Here is a 17,347-nt window from a genome sequence, read left to right as displayed (position 1 = left end):
TCCCGGGCCCCGTCAAGGTATTGCTTAAGCGCCGACCTTGAAGCGCGCGAAGCCGGTGACGGTGATACCGGCGGCGTCCGCGACCTGCTTGATCGAGAGCTTGTTGTCCTTCGCGTAGGCCTGCTCGAGGAGCACGACCTGCTTGAGGAAGGCGTTCACGCGACCCTCGATGATCTTCGGCAGGGCGGCCTCGGGCTTGCCCTCGTTGCGCGAGATCTCGGTGACGATGTCACGCTCCTTCTCGACGACCTCGGCCGGAACCTCGTCGCGGGTCAGGTACTGCGGAGCGGCGAACGAGATGTGCTGCGCGATCGAGCGAGCCGTCTCGGCGTCGTCACCCGAGTAGGCGACAACGACACCGACCTGCGCGGGCAGGTCCTTGTTCGTCTTGTGCAGGTAGACCTGGAACGCGTCACCCGCGAGGGTGGCGACGTTGCGAAGCTCGATCTTCTCTCCGATAACGGCGGCCTCGTCGGCGATGAGCTGCTCAACGGTCTGGCCATCGACGTCGGCCTGGAGGCCGGCCTCAACGGTCGTGGCGCCCGCTGCGGAGACCGCGGCGAGAACCTTCTCGGAGAGCGCGAGGAACTTCTCGTTCTTCGCGACGAAGTCGGTCTCGCAAGCGAGCTCGATGAGCGTCGTCGAACCGTTGACCTCGGCCGCGGCCACGAGGCCCTCGGTCGCGGCACGGTCTGCGCGCTTCGCGTTGCCCTTCGCGCCCTGGAGGCGGAGGATCTCGATGGCCTTCTCGAGGTCGCCGTCGGCTTCCTCAAGGGCCTTCTTGGTGTCGACCATGCCGGTGCCGAGCTGCTCGCGCAGCGTCTTGATGTCGGCGATGCTGACCTTTGCCATAAGTGGCTTCCCTTTGCTCTAGTTGCTCTAGGTGTCGATTACTCGGCTGCGGGAGCCTCGGCCGGAGCCTCGGCGTTCTCACCGGCGAGGAGCTCCTGCTCCCACTCGGCGAGCGGCTCAGCAGCACCCTCGGTGGGGTTGTGCTTGAGCTGCAGACCCTCCGCGGCGGCGTCCGCGATGATGCGGGTGAGGAGCGCGACCGAACGGATCGCGTCGTCGTTGCCGGGGATCGGGTATGCGAGGTCGTCGGGGTCGACGTTGGTGTCGAGGATACCGATGACCGGGATGTTGAGCTTGCGGGCCTCGTCGATGGCGAGGTGCTCGCGCTTAGCGTCAACAACCCAGAGGGCCGAGGGGGCCTTCGTCAGGTTGCGGATACCGCCCAGCGACTTGTGGAGCTTGTCGAGCTCGCGCTTCTTGAGGAGGAGTTCCTTCTTCGTGAAGCCCGACTCGGCGGGGTTCTCGAAGTCGAGCTCCTCGAGCTCCTTCATGCGAGCAAGGCGCTTCGACACCGTCTGGAAGTTGGTGAGGAGGCCACCGAGCCAGCGCTCGTTGACGTAGGGCTGGCCCACGCGGGTCGCCTGCTCGGCGAGGACTTCCTGAGCCTGCTTCTTCGTACCGACGAAAAGGATGGTGCCGCCGCGGGCAACCGTCTCCTTGACGAAGTCGTACGCCGAGTCGATGTAACCCAGCGACTGCTGCAGGTCGATGATGTGAATGCCCGAGCGCTCCGTAAGGATGAAGCGCTTCACCTTCGGGTTCCACCGACGGGTCTGGTGTCCGAAGTGAACGCCGCTGTCGAGCAGCTGGCGGATGGTAACGACAGCCATGGTCGTCTCCTTGTGTCAGGGCACACCTGTGGCGTGCCGATTGCGGTTGAGTTGCCGGCGAGCGCCGGCGAGCCTGGTGTCCTGACACGCACCCGCCCTCTTTCGAGGGACCGTTGGGAGCATGACCGGCCGAAGCCGAAAGGACACGCGAAGTCATCTCGACGAGCGAGATGCATCCCCCACTATACAGCACCTTGGCTCGCGAACCGGCGCGGCTCAGCGTGCCCACAGGGGCGAATTTGCGGGAGTTTCTCCACAATCGCCGCTCTCGTCGAGCGCGCGATTCTGGCCTGCGCCATCGTAGGCGCATGACGACCTCTCCCAGCTCGGAAAATACCCGGAGCCGCCCGCGCAGGGCGCTCCTCCTCGCCTGCGTTCTCGCGCTCTGCGCGCCCCTCACCGGATCCGCACCCGCGGTCGCGGATCCGGGCGCGCCCGGCTCGTGGGTCTGGCCGGGCGGCGTCGCGCGCGTCGTGCGGCCCTACGAACAGCCCCCGACACCCTACGAGGCGGGCCACCGCGGCATCGACATCGCCGTCGCGGCCGACGAGATCGTCGCGCCCGCGGATGGTGTCGTCGCCTTCCGCGGCGTGGTGGTCGACCGCCCGCTCATCACGATCGATCACGGATCCGGACTCGTCTCGACGCTCGAGCCCGTCGAGAGCGAGCTGAACCCCGGCGACGCCGTGCCGCAGGGCCAGGCGGTCGGCACGCTCGCGACGGGTGGCCACACGGCCGAGGGCCTGCTGCACCTCGGCGCGCGTCTCGACGGCGAGTACATCAACCCCCTCGCGCTGCTCGGCGCGGCCGAGCGGCCCGTGCTACTGCCCTGTTGCTCCTGAGCGGGGCAGACTGGACGGGTGCTCCTCTCCGCCGCAGCCCAGCGCTTCGCCCACCACCTCGACGGTGTGCGCAGGCTCTCCCCCGCCACGGTCCGGGCCTATCGCTCCGACCTCGCCGATCTCGCGGCAGCCTCGGGCGACGTCGAACTCGCGGCCATCGATATCGAGGTTCTGCGCGAGTGGCTCTGGAAGGCGTCGCAGCGCGGCGACGCGCGGTCGACGCTCGCCCGGCGCACCTCGTCGGCGCGCGGCTTTTTCGCGTGGGCCCTCGACGAGGGCCTCATCGATGTCGACCCCGCCGTGCGCCTCGTGACGCCGAAGAAGGCCCAGCGCCTCCCCCGCGTCGCCACCGCGCAGGGCCTCGACGACATGCTGCGGGACGCCGCGGCGGCGGCCGCCGAGGGTGACCCCGTGGCGCTCCGCGACCACGCGATCCTCGAACTGCTCTACGGATCCGGGATCCGCGTGTCGGAGCTCTGCGGCCTCGACGTCGACGACCTCGACCCCTCGCGCGCGACGGCCCGTGTGCTCGGCAAAGGCTCGAAGGAACGCGTCGTGCCCTACGGCGCCCCCGCGCGGCGCGCGATCGAGGCCTATCTCACGCGCGGCCGCTCGGCGCTCGCGGCGCGCGGCGGCGGATCCGGCCCCGCGGTGTTTCTCGGCGCGCGCGGGCGCAGGCTCGGCCCCCGCGCGGTCTACGACCTCGTAGCCCGCACGGTCGGCCCGCTCGTCGGCGGGGCCGTCGGCCCCCACGCGCTGCGGCACTCGGCGGCGACCCACCTGCTCGACGGCGGCGCGGACCTCCGCGCCGTGCAGGAGCTGCTGGGGCACGCGAGCCTCGGCACGACGCAGGTGTACACCCACGTCTCGAGCGAGCGCCTCGCCGCCGCGTACCGCCAGGCGCACCCACGGGCGTAGCTCACCGCGCGAGCATCCACCCGCCCTCGCGCTCGACCACGCTCCCCGAGAGGTGCAGGAGGCCGAGGGTCGCCTCGACGTCGCCCGGCGCGAGGCCGCTGCGCTGCGCGAGCTCGCCGACCGTGCGGGCGCGGCGATTGCTCAGCGCGTCGGTGAGGCGCACTGACTCGGGCGACTCGTACGCGAGCGGCGCCGGATCGGCCGTGATGCCCAACATCTCCTTCACGTCGTCGGCGCTCGTCACGCAGACGGCGTCGTAATCGCGGAGCAGACGGTGGCACCCCGCCGAGGTCGTGCTCGTGATGGGCCCGGGCACCGCGCCGAGCGCGCGGCCGAGGCTCGCCGCGTGGCCAGCTGTGTTAATGCTGCCGCTGCGGAACCCTGCCTCGACGACCACCGTGGCGTCGCCGATCGCGGCAATAAGCCTGTTGCGAGCGAGAAATCGCCATCGAGTCGGCGTTGTTCCCGGCGGGCACTCCGCGACGACGGCGCCCGTCGAGGCGATCTGCTGGAACAGTTGCGCGTGGCCGGCGGGATAGACGCGGTCGACGCCTCCGGCGACGAACGCGATCGTGCGCCCGCCGAGCTGCAGCGCCGCGCGGTGCGCCGCGCCGTCGATGCCGTAGGCGGCGCCAGACACGACCGCGATGCCGTCGTGCGCGAGGTCGCCCGCGAGGATCCCGGCGACGTGCTCGCCGTACGGGGTCGCGCTGCGCGCGCCGACGATCGAGACGGCGGCCGCCGCCGCGAGCATGTTCGGGTCTCCCCGCACCCAGAGGCACACGGGCGCGTGGGGGCCGAGGTCGTCGAAGCCCCGCGGCCAGGCGACGTCGCCCGGCAGCACGAGCGCCAGCCCCCGGCGCGCGGCCTGCTCGATCGCGGCCACAACGAGCGCCGCCTGCCAGCGCGGCGCCCACCGCGCGATCGCCTGCGCCAGCTCTTTGTCGCCGCCGCCCTCGTCGCGGCTCACCCGCTCGAGCGCGCCGGCCGCGCCCTCGGCGGCGATGAGGGCGCCCGCCGTCGCGTCGCCCGGTTCGACGAGCACCGACCAGGCGATGCGGGCGAGCGCCTCGGGCGTCGCCCTCTCGCCGAGCCAGGCCGCGGCGAGGTCCCTCGCGCGCGCATTGCAGAGCGCATCCACCCGCAGGGTCATGCCGACACGCCCTTCTTGAGGAACAGCGCGCGCCCGACGTCGTGCGCGTTGGGTTCGTCGCGCCCCGCGAGGTCGGCGATCGTCCACGCGACGCGCGTGACCCGGTCATAGGCGCGGAGGGTGACGAGGCCGCGCTCGAGCGCGCCGTCGAGCGTGCGCCGCGCGGATCCGGTGAGCCGGCGCGGGCCCTCCCGCAGCCAGGTGCCCGGCACCTGCGCGTTCGTGCGCCACGGTGTGCCGGCGAGCCGCTCGGCGGCGATCTGCCGCGACGCGACGACGCGGGCGCGCGCCTCGGCGCTCGAGAGCCCGCCTCGGCCCTCGTCCGAGATGCGCGACACGCGCCGCATGCGCAGGTCGATGTCAACGCGGTCGAGGAGCGGCCCCGAGATCTTCCCGGTGTACCGCCGCACCTCCGCCGGAGAGCAAGTGCAGGTGCCCCCTAAAACGCCATGTTCCCCGCAAAAACAAGGATTACAGGCGAGGACCAGCTGGAACTGCGCGGGAAAGCTCGCCACGAACCCGGCGCGGTGGATCGAGATCGAGCCGTTCTCGAGGGGTTGCCGGAGCGCGTCGAGGAGCGACCGCGGCGCCTCCGCGACCTCGTCGATGAACAGCACGCCGCGCGAGGCCCGGGCGATCGCCCCCGGCGTCGCCCGCCGCGATCCCCCGCCGACGAGCGCCGCGAGCGTGGCGGAATGGTGCGGCGCCTCGAAGGGCGGCGTGCGGGTGAGGCCGCGCACGCTCTCGCCCGAGAGCGACCGCACCGACGCGACCTCGAGGGCCGCCTCGTCGTCGAGCGCCGGCAGGATCCCGGGTAGGCGCCTCGCCAGCATCGTCTTGCCCGCGCCCGGAGGGCCCGACATCAGCAGGTGGTGCCCGCCAGCGGCCGCGATCACGAGCGCCTCGACGGCGTCGCGCTGCCCCACGACGTCTGCGAGGTCGAGCGCCTGCTCCTCCGGCCCCGAGACCGGATCCGCGACCGGCTCGACCTCGGGCGGCCCCTCCAACACGGGATCGTCGAGCTCCGCGCCGTGCAGCCGCGCAGCCTCCGCGAGGGTGCGCACGCCGATGACCTCGGCGCCCGCCACGAGCTCCGCCTCGGGCCGGTTCGCCTCGGGCACGACGACGCGGGTGCGCCCGGCGCCGACCGCCGCGAGGACGGCGGGCAGCACGCCCGGCACCGCGCGCACGCGCCCGTCGAGGCCGAGCTCGCCGATGTGCACCGTGCGCACGAGCGAGTCGGGGTCGAGCCTGCCGTCGGTCGCGACGGCCGCGAGCGCCACCGCGAGGTCGAAGCCGGATCCCTGCTTGGGGAGGCTCGCGGGCGAGAGGTTGACCGTCAGCCGCCGATCCGGCAGTTCCAGCCCGGTGTTCTCGCACGCGTTCGTCACGCGCCGCACCGCCTCGCCCAGCGCCTTGTCGGGCATTCCGATCAGCCGGAAGTCGGGCTTGTGCTGCGTGATGTCGGCTTCGACCTCGATCAGCTGGCCGCTGAGCCCCGTGAGGGCCACGGCCCAGGTGCGCACGACGATCACGACAGCCCCGCGAGGTGCTCGACCGACGCAGTATCCGGATCCGCGCCGATCACGGCGACGGCGTCGACGCGGATCCGCCTGCCGCGCGCGGTCTCGGGGTGCGTGCGCGCCCACATCAGCGCGAGGCGCCAGAGGCGGTCGACCTTCGCGCGGTCGAGCGCCTCGAGCGGATGCCCGTAGCGCTTGTTCGAGCGGGTCTTCACCTCGACGATCGCGAGCACGTCGCCGTGCGTCGCGACGAGATCGATCTCGCCGGCGGAGCAGCGCCAATTGCGGTCGACGACGTCGAAACCGCGGCCTTGAAGGTAGTCGGCCGCGCGCTGCTCGCCCGCGCGCCCGAGGGTCGTGTTGTGGCTCATGCCACCACGGTGCCCGAACGGGTGACCGCGCATGCGGGCGGATCCGCCGATTGTGGAGAGAATCGGCGAATTAGCGCCCTGTGGACACGCTGACCCCGGTTACGGCTTGTCGAGCGACATGTCATCGGGGAGCTTGAACTCGCCGCGCGAGAGCTCCTCGACGTTGACGTCCTTGAACGTCAGCACCCGCACGCTCGTCACGAAGCGGTTCGCGCGGTAGATGTCCCACACCCACACGTCGCGCATCGTGAGCTCGAAGTAGAAGTCGTGCTCGGTGTCGCGGCGAACGACGTTGACCTCGTTCGCGAGGTAGAACCGGCGCTCCGTCTCGACGACGAACTGAAACTGACCGACGATGTCGCGATACTCGCGGTACAGCGCGAGCTCAAGCTCGCGATCGAATTCCTCGAAAGCATCCTCATCCATGGTCGTCCCATCCTACGAGGTCGCCGTGGTTTCTAAAAAAGCGGCTGCGCCGGGGCGATTGCCCACGACTGCCGGTGATGCGCCGTGAGGCCGTGGGCCTCGATCGCGGAGCGGTGCGCGGCGCTCGCGTAGCCCTTGTTGCGGTCCCACGCGTAGGCCTCGAAGCCCGGGTGCAGGTCGACCATGAGCGCGTCGCGCGCGACCTTCGCGGCGATCGACGCGGCCGAGATGACGGCGCGATCGCGGTCGCCCTTGACGACGGTGCGAACGTCGAGTGGCCCGAGCTCCTCGCGCGCCACGCGCGAGAGGTAGTCGCGGTCGCCGTCGAGCAGGTGCACGGCCCTCTCAACCGCGAAGCCCTGCTCGCGCAGCCCCGCCACCGCGCGCGTCGCCGCGAGGCCGAGCGCGCCGAGGATCCCCCGCTCGTCGACCTCGCCGGGCGTCGCCCAGCCGAGGGCGGTGCCGAGCACCCACGCGGCCGTGCGCTCGGCGACGTCGGGGCGCCTTTTCTCGGTCACGAGCTTCGAGTCGCGGAGCCCCTCGGGGACCTCGCCGTCCGCGACCGCGCGGTCGAGGATGCTCGCCCCGACCGTCACGGGGCCGGCGAGCGCGCCGCGCCCCACCTCGTCGAGGCCGATCACGAAGGGAAACTCGTCGAGCAGGTGACGCTCGAGGTCGAGCGTCGGCGTCACGGGGCTCATTCGTCGGAAGAGTCGGACGCGTCGGGCACGCCGCGGAACGCCGACGTCTCGTTCTCGAGCGGGCCGAAGGTGTCGAGGGGCCAGGTGCGCAGGGCGACGCGGCCGACGATGTCCTCGATCGGCACGAATCCGCCGCCCGGCTGCCCGTTGTGGTAGCGCGAGTCGCGCGAGTTGTTGCGGTTATCGCCCATCACCCACACCGTGCCCTCCGGCACGACGACGTCGAAGTCGATCTTCGACGCGAGCGAGGATCCCGCGGGCAGGCGAAGATAGTCAGATTCGTCGATGCCGGCGCCGTTAATCACGAGCTGGCCGAGCTCGTTGCAGCACGTGATGTGGTCGCCCGGCATGCCGATGAGGCGCTTCACGAGGTGCTCGTCGGAGTCGGAGGCCGAGATGCCCACGGCAGAGAGCGCCCAGTCGATCGCGCCAGCGATGCCCGTGGGGGCCGGCGAACTCGCGCCGTCGAGCCAACCGCCCGGATCCTTAAACACGATCACATCGCCGCGGTGATAGCCGCCGAACTTCGGCGTGAGCTCGTCGACGAGGATCTTGTCGTCGACGAGGAGGGTGTTCTCCATCGACTCGGACGGGATGTAGAACGACCGCACGACGAAGCTCTTAATGAGCACCGAGACGAGCACCGCGACCACGACGATCACGATGACATCGCGCAGGAAGGTCAAAAAACCCCGCCCACGAGAACGCGCGGGCGAAGGCGAGGATCCTGCTTCTGTTGTCATCTCTTTTAGGTTCCCATACAACAAACGTCCCGTACCGAAGGCGGCACGGGACGTTCGCTATGAATCCGACCAGAATTAGGCGTTGTTGGTCCGCTTCTCGCGGATGCGCGCCTTCTTGCCGGTGAGACCGCGCAGGTAGTAGATCTTGGCGCGACGCACGTCACCGCGCGTGAGGACCTCGATCTTCTCGATGATCGGCGAGTGAACGGGGAACATACGCTCCACGCCCACCTGGAAGCTGATCTTGCGAACGGTGAACGTCTCGCGGAGGCCCGAGCCCTGACGGCCGAGCACGACGCCCTGGAACACCTGAACACGCGAGCGGTTGCCCTCGATGATATTCACGTGGACCTTGACGGTGTCGCCGGGGCCGAACTCCGGGATGTCGCTGCGCAGCGAGGCTGCGTCGAGTGCATCAATGATGTTCATGATGAATCGCTCTCTGTGACCGCCACGGGCCGACCACTTCACAAGGAAATAAAGAAGGCGGCGTCGTGAGTCTCGTCAGACGAGACCGTGACTCCCCCGTGGCAGAGTCACAACCGGAGCACCAACGGGCGCACCGGTCACGGCACAAGGGTCTATTCTGCCACAGATCGGGTGTGCCGTAAAAACCCTCGTGCGGGCATTCCCCGGCGCAGTAAGCGAGAATGGTTCCCACACGCGAAAATTGCGAAAGGACTCCCATGATCGAATTGCGCACTCCCGCCGAGATCGAGCAGATGCGCCCCGCGGGCCGCTTCGTCGCCGAGACCCTGCAGACCCTCAAGAACGAGGTCACGGTCGGCATGAACCTGCTACACATCGACAAGCGCGCGCACGAGCTGATCCGCCGCGCCGGCGCCGAGAGCTGCTACCTCGATTACGCGCCCTCGTTCGGATCCGGCCCCTTCGGGCACGTGATCTGCACCTCGGTCAACGAGTCGGTGCTGCACGGCATGCCCTACGACTACGCGCTGAAGGACGGCGACCTGCTGACGCTCGACTTCGCGGTCTCGCTGAACGGCTGGGTCGCCGACTCGGCCATCTCGTTCGTCGTCGGAACGCCGCGCGAGGAGGACCTCAAGCTCATCGACACGACCGAGCGCGCACTCGCCGCCGGCATCGCCGCGGCACAGCCGGGCAACAAGGTCGGCGACATCTCGGCCGCGATCGCGAAGGTCGCGCGCGCCGAGGGCCTCAAGATCAACACCGACTTCGGCGGTCACGGCGTCGGCCGCACCATGCACGGCGACCCGCACGTTCCGAACGCCGGCCGCGCCGGCCGCGGCTTCCCGCTGAAGCCGGGCCTCGTCATCGCGATCGAGCCGTGGTTCCTGCAGACCACCGACGAGCTCATCACCGAGCAGCGCGACGGCTGGACGCTGTCGAGCGCCGACGGATCCCGCGGCGCGCACAGCGAGCACACCATCGCGATCACGGAGGACGGGCCCGTCATCCTGTCGCAGGCCTGATCTCCGCCCCGAGAGCGCCGCTACCGATCCTGCTCGTCGAGCAGATCGGGGCGGCGCTCTCGCGTTCGCTCGAGCGACTGCTCGCGGCGCCACTCGGCGATCTTGGCGTGGTGCCCGCTCAGGAGCACGTCGGGCACGCCGCGGCCGCGCCATTCGGCGGGCTTCGTGTAGATCGGATACTCGAGCATGCCGAGCTCGTGCGACTCCTCGACGAGGCTCTCGGGGTTGCCGACGACGCCGGGGATGAGACGGCCGATGGCCTCGATCATCGCCATCGAGGCGACCTCGCCGCCGTTGAGCACATAGTCGCCGATGCTCACGAGGCGCACGCGGCCGCGCGAGGCGTAGTGGTCGAGCACCCGCTGGTCGATTCCCTCGTAGCGGCCGCACGCGAACACGAGCTGCTTCTCCTCGGCGAGCTCGCGGGCCGTCCTCTGCGTGAAGACCTCGCCCGACGGGGTCGGCACGATGAGCACGGCGTCGTCGCCCAGGATCTCGTCGAGAGCCTCGCCCCAGGGTTCCGGCTTCATCACCATGCCAGCGCCGCCGCCGTACGGGGTGTCGTCGACGGTGCGGTGGCGGTCGTGGGTGTGATCGCGCAGATCGTGCACGCGCAGGTCGAGAACGCCCGACTCGCGCGCCTTGCCGATCAGTGAGACGTCGAGCACGTCGAAGAACGCCGGAAAGATGGTCACGATGTCGATACGCACCGCTCAATCCTAAGTCGTCAATTCTCCGCGGCGTCATCAGCTATTCGCTGCTGACCGCGCGGAGAATTGCAGAGTTAGACGCCCGAGTAGGCCACGATGCCGCGGCGCACCGCGTCGAGGGCGCGGCGCGCGGTGCGGGCGAGGTCGCCCTCCGCGACGATCGAGATCTGGTCGAGCAGGTCGATCGTCTGCTTCGTCCAGCGCACGAAGTCGCCGGCCGCCATGTCGGCGGCGCCGAGCACGCGGTCGAGAATCACGCCGCGCGCCCACAGGTGCATCGCCTGGGCGAGGCCCGGCGCGAGCGGCGCGGTGCCGGGCAACCGGTGATCCTGCTCGAGGTCGTCGAGCTCGGCCCACAGCCGCTCGGTCTCGTCGAGCGCCTCGCGGAAGGATCCGCGGGGCAGCGCGAAGTCGCCGCCCTGCTCGCCACGGCGCGGCTCGTACACGAGGGTGCAGGCGAGCGCCGCGAGCGAGGCCGCGTCGAGGTTCTTCCAGAGCCCGCGCCGCAGCGACTCGGCGACGAGCAGGTCGCGGTCGCCGTAGATGCGCTTCATCGTGCGGCCGGTCTCGGTGAGGCTCGCCGCGCCCTCGGCGTCGAAGCTCACGTAGTCGAGAGCCGCCAGCACGTCGACGATGCGGTCGAACTGGCGCGCGACGGTGCCGGTTCGCGACGTGATCTCGCGGCGCTGCTTGTCGGTCGTGCGCTTCAGCCGGTAGTACCGCTCGCCCCAGCGCGCGTGCTGCTCCCGCTCGCCGCACTGGTGGCACGGGTGGCGCTGCATCTGCTTCTTCAGCTTCGCCATCTGCTGGCGGCGCTGCTCCTGCCGCGCCTTCGACGCCGTGACGTCGCGGCGGGCCTTCTTCTCGAGGTCGCTCAGCTCGCGGCGGATGCCGGCGTACTCGGCGAAGTCGCCGAGGTGGCACTGCATCGACCCGAGGTAGCCCTCGAGCGACTCCTCGGCGCGGCGCACCTCACGGGCGAGGCCCACGACGGCGCGGTCGGCCTGGAACTGCGCGAACGACGACTCGAGAATCTCGCGCGCGGGCTCCTGCCCGAACTGGTCGATGAGGTTGACCGCCATGTTGTAGGTCGGCCGGAACGACGAGTTGAGCGGATAGGTGCGGCGAGACGCGAGCGACGCCACGGCCTCGGGGTCGACGCCGTCGGTCCAGTGCACGACGGCGTGACCCTCGACGTCGATGCCGCGGCGCCCGGCGCGGCCCGTCAGCTGCGTGTACTCCCCCGACGTGATCGGCACGCGCGCCTCGCCGTTGAACTTCTCGAGCTTCTCGAGCACCACCGTGCGGGCCGGCATGTTGATGCCGAGGGCGAGCGTCTCGGTCGCGAAGACGACCTTCACGAGCTTCTTCTGGAAGAGCTCCTCGACGACCTCCTTGAAGATCGGCAGGATGCCGGCGTGGTGCGCCGCGATCCCCCGCTCGAGGTTGTCGGACCACTCGAAGAAGCCGAGCACCCCGAGGTCCTCGTCCTGCAGCGTCGCCGTGCGCTGGCGCACGATCTCGCGGATCTGTTCGCGCTCCTCGCGGCTCGTCAGGCGGATCCCGGAGCGGCGCACCTGCTCGACCGCCTGCTCGCAGCCGACGCGGCTGAAGATGAAGAAGATCGCCGGAAGCAGGTTGCGGTGCTCGAGCAGGTCGATCGCGGCCGCGCGGTCGAGGCGCCCCGCGCCGCCACGCGGGCGCTGCTGTCCCCCGCGGTGGCGACCGCGGCCGTGCTGCCCGCGACCACCGGATCCGCCGGAGGAAAACCCGCGGCCGAGCCGTAGCAGGTCGCGGTTGACGTCTGCGGCGCTGTGCTCGTCGAAGAGCGGGATGAGGTCGCCGCGCGCGAGCACATGCTGCTCGAGCGGCACGGGCCGCGTCTCCGACACGATGACCTCGGTGTCGCCGCGCACCGTGCCGATCCAGTCGCCGAACTCCTCGGCGTTCGACACCGTCGCCGACAGGCCCACGAGGCGCACGCTCTCAGGCAGGTGGATGATGACCTCCTCCCACACCGCGCCGCGGAAGCGGTCGGCGAGGTAGTGAATCTCGTCCATCACGACGTAGCGCAGGCCGTCGAGCGCGCGCGAGCGGGCGTAGATCATGTTGCGCAGCACTTCGGTCGTCATGACCACGACGCGCGCGTCGCCGTTGATGTTGGTGTCGCCCGTCAGCAGGCCGACGTTCTCGGCGCCGTAGACGTCTTGCAGCTCGCGGAACTTCTGGTTCGACAGCGCCTTCATGGGCGTCGTGTAGAACGCCTTATCGCCTTCCGAGCGCATCGCGAGGTGGATCGCGAACTCGCCGACGATCGTCTTGCCCGCGCCCGTCGGCGCGGCGACGAGCACGCTGGATCCGCCCTCGAGGGCGCGGCAGCCCGCGACCTGGAAGGGATCCAAATCGAAGCGCTGCGCGTCGGCGAACTCCGCCGTGATGGGGTGCTCGCGCACGGCACGCGCCTCGGCATACATTTCGGCGGGAGAAGGCATACGCCTATCCCATCACGCCAGGCGGTCGCGGAAGGTCTCGCCCTCGTATTCGGTGCGATACACACCGCGGTTTTGCAGTTCGGGAACGACCTCGTCGACGAAGCGATCGAGCCCCGTCGGCGTGATGGTGGGGATGAGCATGAAGCCGTGGCACGCGCGCGACTGCACGTGCTCGTCCATGATGCGGGCCACCTCGGCGGGCGTGCCCACGAGCGGCGAGCCGAAGGTCGTCGCCCCGATCACGATGTCGCGCACGCTGAGGTTCTGGGCCTCGGCCTGCTCGATGAGCTCGGCGGCGCGGCCGCGCTGGTCGAGGTGCATCTTCGCGCGCCCCGCCGTGAGCTCGACGCCCTCGACGACGTCGCTGAGCGGCGGGAGCGGCCCGTCAGCGTCGAGGTCGTCGAAGCGGCGGCCCCAGATCGACTCGATGTAGCGCACCGCCGTGGCGGGGCTCACCTGGTCGCGCTGGTCGCGGCGCGCCTGCTCGAGCGCCTCCTCGTGCGTGTCGCCGAGCGCGAACGACGCCGAGGCGAGGATCTTGATGCCGTCCTCGTCGCGGCCCGCGGCCACGAGGCGCGCGCGGAGGTCCGACGCGTACTCGTCGGCGGCGGACCCGCGCAGGAACGGCGAGAACACCGTCTCGGCGTAGCGCACCGCGATGTCGCGCCCCTCGGGCGAGAGGCCGGCCTGCATGATGACGGGGCGCCCCTGCGGGGTCGGCGGCACGCTCGGGCGCGCCTCGATGTCGAAGAAGCGGTCGGACACCCGCACCGCGTCGCCGGATCCGGCGGCGTCCCACAGCGCGATGGCGGTGTCGGCGAAGGCTCGGGCGCGCTCGTAGCGATCCTCATCGGCGAGATAGCCGCCGCGGCGGAAGTTCGCGCCGAAGAACGCGCCGTGGCTCGTCACGAGGTTCCAGCCGGCCCGCCCGTTCGAGAGCGCGTCGAGCGTCGCGAGCTGCCGGGCGAACTCGACGGGCTCGTTGAAGGTCGTGCTGAGCGTCGCGATGAGGCCGATGTGCGAGGTCTGCCGGGCCACCTGCGCGAGCTGCACGAGCGTGTCGGGCCGGCCCACGACGTCGAGGTCGTGGATCTCGCCGGCGTGCTCGCGCAGCCGCAGCCCCTCGGCAAGGAACATCAGGTCCATGAGGCCCCGCTCGGCCGTCTGCGCGAAGCGCGTGAACGACGCGGGGTCGATCTGGCTTCCCGACTCGGGGCGGTTCCAGATCGTCGTCTGGTTGACGCCCGGGAAGTGCGCGCCGAGGTGCATCCTGCGCTTCGTCATCGGGCGTCCTCCTGGGCGTAGCGGCTGGCGGGTCGGGCGAGGCCGAGAAGCTCCCGCAGGGTGCCGGATCCGGGCACCGGATCCGCGATCGCGCGGATCGCCGCGAGCGCGGATCCCGTGAACACGACGCCGTCGGCGCCCGCGCTCGCGCGGCGGTCAGCCGCGTAGGCGGCGACGCCCTCGGTCGCGCTGCGCTCGTGCGGCGCGCGGGGCGCGAGCGCCGGATCCACGTCGACGAGGACGGTCAGCTTGCGCCCGGCGCGCTCGCGCACCCGGCGGGCGAGCGCGGGCGTCGCGGCGCGCACGACGTCGGCCGAGCGCGCGGCTGCCTCGAGTGCCGGGCCGTCCGCGTCCACCTCGACGATCACGGGCACGTTGCCCTGCGGTGAGCGGGGAACGATCGACGGGCCGACGACACTGAAGAACTCGGTCTCGACGCGCACGTGGTGCACGCGCTCCTTGTCGATGAAGCGGCCGGTGCCGACGTCGCGGATCTCGGCATCGTCCTCCCACGAGTCCTCGAGGGCGCGCACGGTGTCGATCACGGCCTCGGCCTCGGCCCACGCGGCGCCCGGCGTCGGCGCCTCGCGGCGGCCGAGGGCGCGCGCGTCCGACTCTGAGGTCGATGCCGAGGCCACCCACGCGGCGCGGCCCGCGGTGGTCCAGTCGACGCTCTGCACGGCCTTTGCGACGTTGAACGGCTCGGTGTGGATCGTGTCGATCCGCGGCGCGAGCGCGATGCGGCGCGTCGAGACCGCCGCCGCCGCGGCGAGCATCGGCGCGTCGAGCCCGGCGGATCCGCCCGCGAGCGGGGCGTCGTCGAGGATCGCGAGATCCGCGCCGGCCTCGTCGAGCGCCTCGATCGCGCCGAGCGCGCGGTCCACGGATCCGTCGGCCGCGACGAGCGCGGCGACAACCGGCCGCGAGAGCTGCTTCACGTAGCAGCGGCTCAGCAGCTCGTCGCCCTCGTAGGGGCCGTAGGGCGCGGTCGGGATCCACCCGTCGCGCTCGTAGAGCGCCATCGCGTTCGGCTGCGAGGATCCGGTCTGCAGGAAGATCTCGCGCGCCCCGCGCGAGAGCGCCTCGCCCTCGATGGCGGCCATGAGGGCGCCCGCGACGCCGGCGCGACGCCCGGCCTCCGCGACATAGAGCCGCTTCACCTCGACGTACCGGCCGGTCTGCTTGAGCGCGACGGTGCCGACGGGCTCGCCGCCTATCTGGGCGACGAGCGTCACGATGACGGTCGCCTCGTCGACGACGACTGGTGCCACGCGGTCGCGGAGGTGCGCGTAGAGCGGCTGTACCTCGGCGTCCATGAGCTCACGGAAACGCACGACGCGGGGGTCGTCCCACGATGAGACGGAGATCTCGACGGTCATCGAAGAACCTTTCACGAGCACACCGCGCGGGCGCGCGCGTACCCCCTGAACGCTAGTCGGCCCACGCCCGGCCCGTCGAATCGCGGTGAAACTTGGCGAAAGACTGCGCCTCGCCCCTCCCGCGCCGGGCTAGGCTCGCGGCATGAGCGATCACTACCTCGACCCGTCCGACAAGAAGTACGTTGCCACCTACAAGCAGCACACGCCCGACGTGCTGAAGGCCTTCAACGACTTCAACAGCGCCGTCTTCGCCGAGGAGGGTCGCGAGATCCCGCTGAAGTACCGCGAGCTCATCGCGGTCGCCGTCGCGATCACGACGCAGTGCGTCTACTGCATCGACGGCCACACGAACAACGCCATCAAGGCGGGCGCGACCGAGGCCGAGATCGCCGAGGCCGCCTGGGTCGCCTCGGCCCTCAAGGCCGGCGGCGCCTACGCCCACGGCCGCCTCGCGTTCAAGCTCGGGGCCGACCACCAGCATTAAGCGAATACGAAAAGGCCGGATCCGCGAGGATCCGGCCTTTTTCGTGCCGCCTATTCGACGTCGACGAAGAGTTCGGGGTTGGCCTTCTTGCGGCGCGCGTCGACGATGAGGGCGAAGACCGTCGCCGCCATGTAGAGCACGAACAGGATGCCCGCCATGACCACCATCGTGATGATGTCGGCCGGCGACGAGACCGCCATGCCGAAGACGAGGCACAGGATCAGCACCCAGCGCCAGGCCTTCAGGATCGACTTACCACGCACGATGCCGGCGAGGTTCAGCGCCACCACGAACACGGGCGTCACGAAACCGATGCCACAGAACACCAGCATGCGGAAGACGAAGTTGTAGTACTCCGTCGCCGTAAACAGCTGCCCCACGTTCTGGACGTCGCTCGGGAAGAACGACGACATCACGGCGATGACGTTCGGCAGCAGCATGATCGCGACGATGACGCCGCCGACGAACAGCGGAATCGCGGCGGCCATGAAGCCCATGGCGTACCAGAACTCGCGCCGCGTCAGGCCCGGCGTCACGAAGCGCCAGAGCTGCCACAGCCACATCGGCGACGAGATCACGAGGCCCGCGACCATCGCGATGCGGAAGCGCATGTCGAAGGCGCCCGTAACAGTCGTGAACGTCAGCTTCGTGAAGCTATCGTCGCCGATCTTCTCGGCGAATGCCGTGATCGGGTACGTCAGCCAGCCGATGATCCAGTCGGTGAGAAACGCCGAGGCGATCATGCCGATGACGAGCGCGATGGCCGCGATCGTCAGCCGGCGTCGGAGCTCGCGGAGGTGCCCCGTGAGCGTCATCTTGCGTTCGTTCGGAAGGACGCGCTCGCCCGGGACACCCTCGCCAGGGAGGGATTCAGCCACGCGGGTTACTGCTGGGGTGTATCGGGCTTCGCCGGCGGCGGCGTAAGGTTCGTCTGCTCAGTCGCGGCCTGCTGGGGGGCCGCCTGCTGGGGGGCCGCCTCGTTCTGCATCTGCGCTGATGCGTTCTCGGCCGGCTGGTCGTCCTTCATCTGCTTCATCTCGTCCTTGAAGACGCGCGCAGACTGGCCGATACCCTTCGCGAGCGCGGGAAGTCGCGACGCGCCGAAGATGAGCAGGATGACGACGAGGAGCAGCAGAATCTGCATTCCTCCGGGGTGGAACAGACCGCCCATGATGAACTCCCAAG

18 protein-coding genes and 1 pseudogene are annotated in these 17,347 nt (G+C 70.3%); 4 read left to right on the top strand and 15 right to left on the bottom strand.

From position 1 onward, the window contains the following. Window positions 1-24 precede the first annotated feature (24 nt). The gene (gene tsf, locus DTO57_RS01990) at window positions 25-852 is read right to left on the bottom strand and encodes a translation elongation factor Ts (RefSeq protein ID WP_114116543.1); all 828 of its coding nucleotides are present in this window, start codon (window positions 850-852) and stop codon (window positions 25-27) included. A 41-nt stretch (window positions 853-893) separates the two neighbouring features. Next, window positions 894-1,682 (bottom strand): annotated as a pseudogene (gene rpsB / locus DTO57_RS01985) (30S ribosomal protein S2); the annotation flags it as partial. A 308-nt stretch (window positions 1,683-1,990) separates the two neighbouring features. Between rpsB and DTO57_RS01980 the strand changes: the two are divergent. Together DTO57_RS01980 and DTO57_RS01975 are read left to right on the top strand one after the other, a co-directional pair. Continuing rightward, on the top strand, window positions 1,991-2,524 hold the full coding sequence (locus DTO57_RS01980) for a murein hydrolase activator EnvC family protein (protein WP_114116542.1): 534 nt from the start codon (window positions 1,991-1,993) through the stop codon (window positions 2,522-2,524). A gap of 18 nt (window positions 2,525-2,542) precedes the next feature. After that, window positions 2,543-3,442 (top strand): tyrosine recombinase XerC, encoded by a 900-nt coding sequence (locus DTO57_RS01975; RefSeq protein ID WP_114116541.1) that lies wholly within the window; start codon window positions 2,543-2,545, stop codon window positions 3,440-3,442. A gap of 1 nt (window position 3,443) precedes the next feature. Here the strand turns inward: DTO57_RS01975 and dprA are convergent, their stop codons facing one another. The 7 genes from dprA to rplS all read right to left on the bottom strand — a co-directional run bounded on the left by dprA (window position 3,444) and on the right by rplS (window position 8,788). Beyond that, the gene (gene dprA, locus DTO57_RS01970; protein WP_114116540.1) at window positions 3,444-4,595 is read right to left on the bottom strand and encodes a DNA-processing protein DprA; all 1,152 of its coding nucleotides are present in this window, start codon (window positions 4,593-4,595) and stop codon (window positions 3,444-3,446) included. After that, window positions 4,592-6,130, bottom strand: a complete 1,539-nt coding sequence (locus tag DTO57_RS01965; RefSeq protein ID WP_114116539.1) for a YifB family Mg chelatase-like AAA ATPase — start codon at window positions 6,128-6,130, stop codon at window positions 4,592-4,594. The genes dprA and DTO57_RS01965 overlap by 4 nt, the downstream gene beginning before the upstream one ends. Then, window positions 6,127-6,489: a YraN family protein gene (locus DTO57_RS01960; RefSeq protein WP_114117248.1), complete on the bottom strand. Its 363-nt coding sequence runs from the start codon at window positions 6,487-6,489 to the stop codon at window positions 6,127-6,129. The genes DTO57_RS01965 and DTO57_RS01960 overlap by 4 nt, the downstream gene beginning before the upstream one ends. A 99-nt stretch (window positions 6,490-6,588) precedes the next feature. Continuing rightward, a complete protein-coding gene (locus tag DTO57_RS01955; RefSeq protein ID WP_114116538.1) occupies window positions 6,589-6,915 on the bottom strand; it encodes a DUF2469 family protein in 327 nt (108 codons plus the stop codon). A gap of 32 nt (window positions 6,916-6,947) precedes the next feature. Next, window positions 6,948-7,616, bottom strand: a complete 669-nt coding sequence (locus DTO57_RS01950; protein WP_114116537.1) for a ribonuclease HII — start codon at window positions 7,614-7,616, stop codon at window positions 6,948-6,950. Next, window positions 7,613-8,359 carry a signal peptidase I gene (gene lepB, locus DTO57_RS01945; RefSeq protein WP_114116536.1) on the bottom strand — a complete coding sequence of 249 codons (747 nt, stop codon included), beginning with the start codon at window positions 8,357-8,359 and terminating at the stop codon, window positions 7,613-7,615. The genes DTO57_RS01950 and lepB overlap by 4 nt, the downstream gene beginning before the upstream one ends. Before the next feature lie 75 nt (window positions 8,360-8,434). After that, window positions 8,435-8,788 carry a 50S ribosomal protein L19 gene (gene rplS / locus DTO57_RS01940; RefSeq protein WP_114116535.1) on the bottom strand — a complete coding sequence of 118 codons (354 nt, stop codon included), beginning with the start codon at window positions 8,786-8,788 and terminating at the stop codon, window positions 8,435-8,437. 257 nt (window positions 8,789-9,045) lie between these two features. Here rplS and map point away from each other — a divergent pair, with 257 nt between their 5' ends. Continuing rightward, window positions 9,046-9,813, top strand: a complete 768-nt coding sequence (map, locus tag DTO57_RS01935; RefSeq protein ID WP_114116534.1) for a type I methionyl aminopeptidase — start codon at window positions 9,046-9,048, stop codon at window positions 9,811-9,813. Between the two features lie 20 nt (window positions 9,814-9,833). On the opposite strand, the gene trmD is transcribed toward map, so the two are convergent. The 4 genes from trmD to DTO57_RS01915 form a co-directional block, all read right to left on the bottom strand. Further along, window positions 9,834-10,523: a tRNA (guanosine(37)-N1)-methyltransferase TrmD gene (gene trmD, locus DTO57_RS01930; RefSeq protein WP_114116533.1), complete on the bottom strand. Its 690-nt coding sequence runs from the start codon at window positions 10,521-10,523 to the stop codon at window positions 9,834-9,836. A 74-nt stretch (window positions 10,524-10,597) separates the two neighbouring features. Next, a complete protein-coding gene (locus DTO57_RS01925; protein WP_114116532.1) occupies window positions 10,598-13,015 on the bottom strand; it encodes a DEAD/DEAH box helicase in 2,418 nt (805 codons plus the stop codon). Window positions 13,016-13,027: 12 nt separating this feature from the next. After that, complete coding sequence (locus DTO57_RS01920; protein WP_114116531.1) at window positions 13,028-14,299, bottom strand: LLM class flavin-dependent oxidoreductase; 1,272 nt, start codon at window positions 14,297-14,299, stop codon at window positions 13,028-13,030. Next, window positions 14,296-15,678 (bottom strand): GNAT family N-acetyltransferase, encoded by a 1,383-nt coding sequence (locus DTO57_RS01915; RefSeq protein ID WP_114116530.1) that lies wholly within the window; start codon window positions 15,676-15,678, stop codon window positions 14,296-14,298. Before DTO57_RS01915 ends, DTO57_RS01920 begins: the two co-directional genes overlap by 4 nt. Before the next feature lie 142 nt (window positions 15,679-15,820). Here DTO57_RS01915 and DTO57_RS01910 point away from each other — a divergent pair, with 142 nt between their 5' ends. After that, on the top strand, window positions 15,821-16,162 hold the full coding sequence (locus tag DTO57_RS01910; protein ID WP_114116529.1) for a carboxymuconolactone decarboxylase family protein: 342 nt from the start codon (window positions 15,821-15,823) through the stop codon (window positions 16,160-16,162). A gap of 50 nt (window positions 16,163-16,212) precedes the next feature. Here DTO57_RS01910 and tatC read toward each other — a convergent pair whose 3' ends face one another. After that, the gene (gene tatC / locus DTO57_RS01905) at window positions 16,213-17,040 is read right to left on the bottom strand and encodes a twin-arginine translocase subunit TatC (RefSeq protein WP_162785620.1); all 828 of its coding nucleotides are present in this window, start codon (window positions 17,038-17,040) and stop codon (window positions 16,213-16,215) included. A gap of 5 nt (window positions 17,041-17,045) precedes the next feature. Then, window positions 17,046-17,333, bottom strand: coding sequence for a twin-arginine translocase TatA/TatE family subunit (locus DTO57_RS01900; protein WP_114116527.1), 288 nt, complete (start codon window positions 17,331-17,333; stop codon window positions 17,046-17,048). Between the last annotated feature and the right edge of the window lie 14 nt (window positions 17,334-17,347).

The organism is Microbacterium sorbitolivorans (assembly GCF_003327285.1).
Lineage (GTDB): Bacteria > Actinomycetota > Actinomycetes > Actinomycetales > Microbacteriaceae > Microbacterium > Microbacterium sorbitolivorans.
Note: the sequence above shows the minus strand (reverse complement) of the source record. Positions and strands in the feature narration are given on the sequence as shown.

Excerpts from the sequence above, each read along its gene's own strand:
- lepB (WP_114116536.1), bottom strand. The coding sequence starts at position 8,359 with ATGACAACAGAAGCAGGATCCTCGCCTTCGCCCGCGCGTTCTCGTGGG.
- DTO57_RS01960 (WP_114117248.1), bottom strand. The coding sequence starts at position 6,489 with ATGAGCCACAACACGACCCTCGGGCGCGCGGGCGAGCAGCGCGCGGCC.
- DTO57_RS01950 (WP_114116537.1), bottom strand. The coding sequence starts at position 7,616 with ATGAGCCCCGTGACGCCGACGCTCGACCTCGAGCGTCACCTGCTCGAC.
- map (WP_114116534.1), top strand. The coding sequence starts at position 9,046 with ATGATCGAATTGCGCACTCCCGCCGAGATCGAGCAGATGCGCCCCGCG.
- DTO57_RS01900 (WP_114116527.1), bottom strand. The coding sequence starts at position 17,333 with ATGGGCGGTCTGTTCCACCCCGGAGGAATGCAGATTCTGCTGCTCCTC.
- DTO57_RS01925 (WP_114116532.1), bottom strand. The coding sequence starts at position 13,015 with ATGCCTTCTCCCGCCGAAATGTATGCCGAGGCGCGTGCCGTGCGCGAG.
- rplS (WP_114116535.1), bottom strand. The coding sequence starts at position 8,788 with ATGAACATCATTGATGCACTCGACGCAGCCTCGCTGCGCAGCGACATC.
- DTO57_RS01915 (WP_114116530.1), bottom strand. The coding sequence starts at position 15,678 with ATGACCGTCGAGATCTCCGTCTCATCGTGGGACGACCCCCGCGTCGTG.
- DTO57_RS01980 (WP_114116542.1), top strand. The coding sequence starts at position 1,991 with ATGACGACCTCTCCCAGCTCGGAAAATACCCGGAGCCGCCCGCGCAGG.
- DTO57_RS01955 (WP_114116538.1), bottom strand. The coding sequence starts at position 6,915 with ATGGATGAGGATGCTTTCGAGGAATTCGATCGCGAGCTTGAGCTCGCG.
- tsf (WP_114116543.1), bottom strand. The coding sequence starts at position 852 with ATGGCAAAGGTCAGCATCGCCGACATCAAGACGCTGCGCGAGCAGCTC.
- DTO57_RS01920 (WP_114116531.1), bottom strand. The coding sequence starts at position 14,299 with ATGACGAAGCGCAGGATGCACCTCGGCGCGCACTTCCCGGGCGTCAAC.
- dprA (WP_114116540.1), bottom strand. The coding sequence starts at position 4,595 with ATGACCCTGCGGGTGGATGCGCTCTGCAATGCGCGCGCGAGGGACCTC.
- DTO57_RS01910 (WP_114116529.1), top strand. The coding sequence starts at position 15,821 with ATGAGCGATCACTACCTCGACCCGTCCGACAAGAAGTACGTTGCCACC.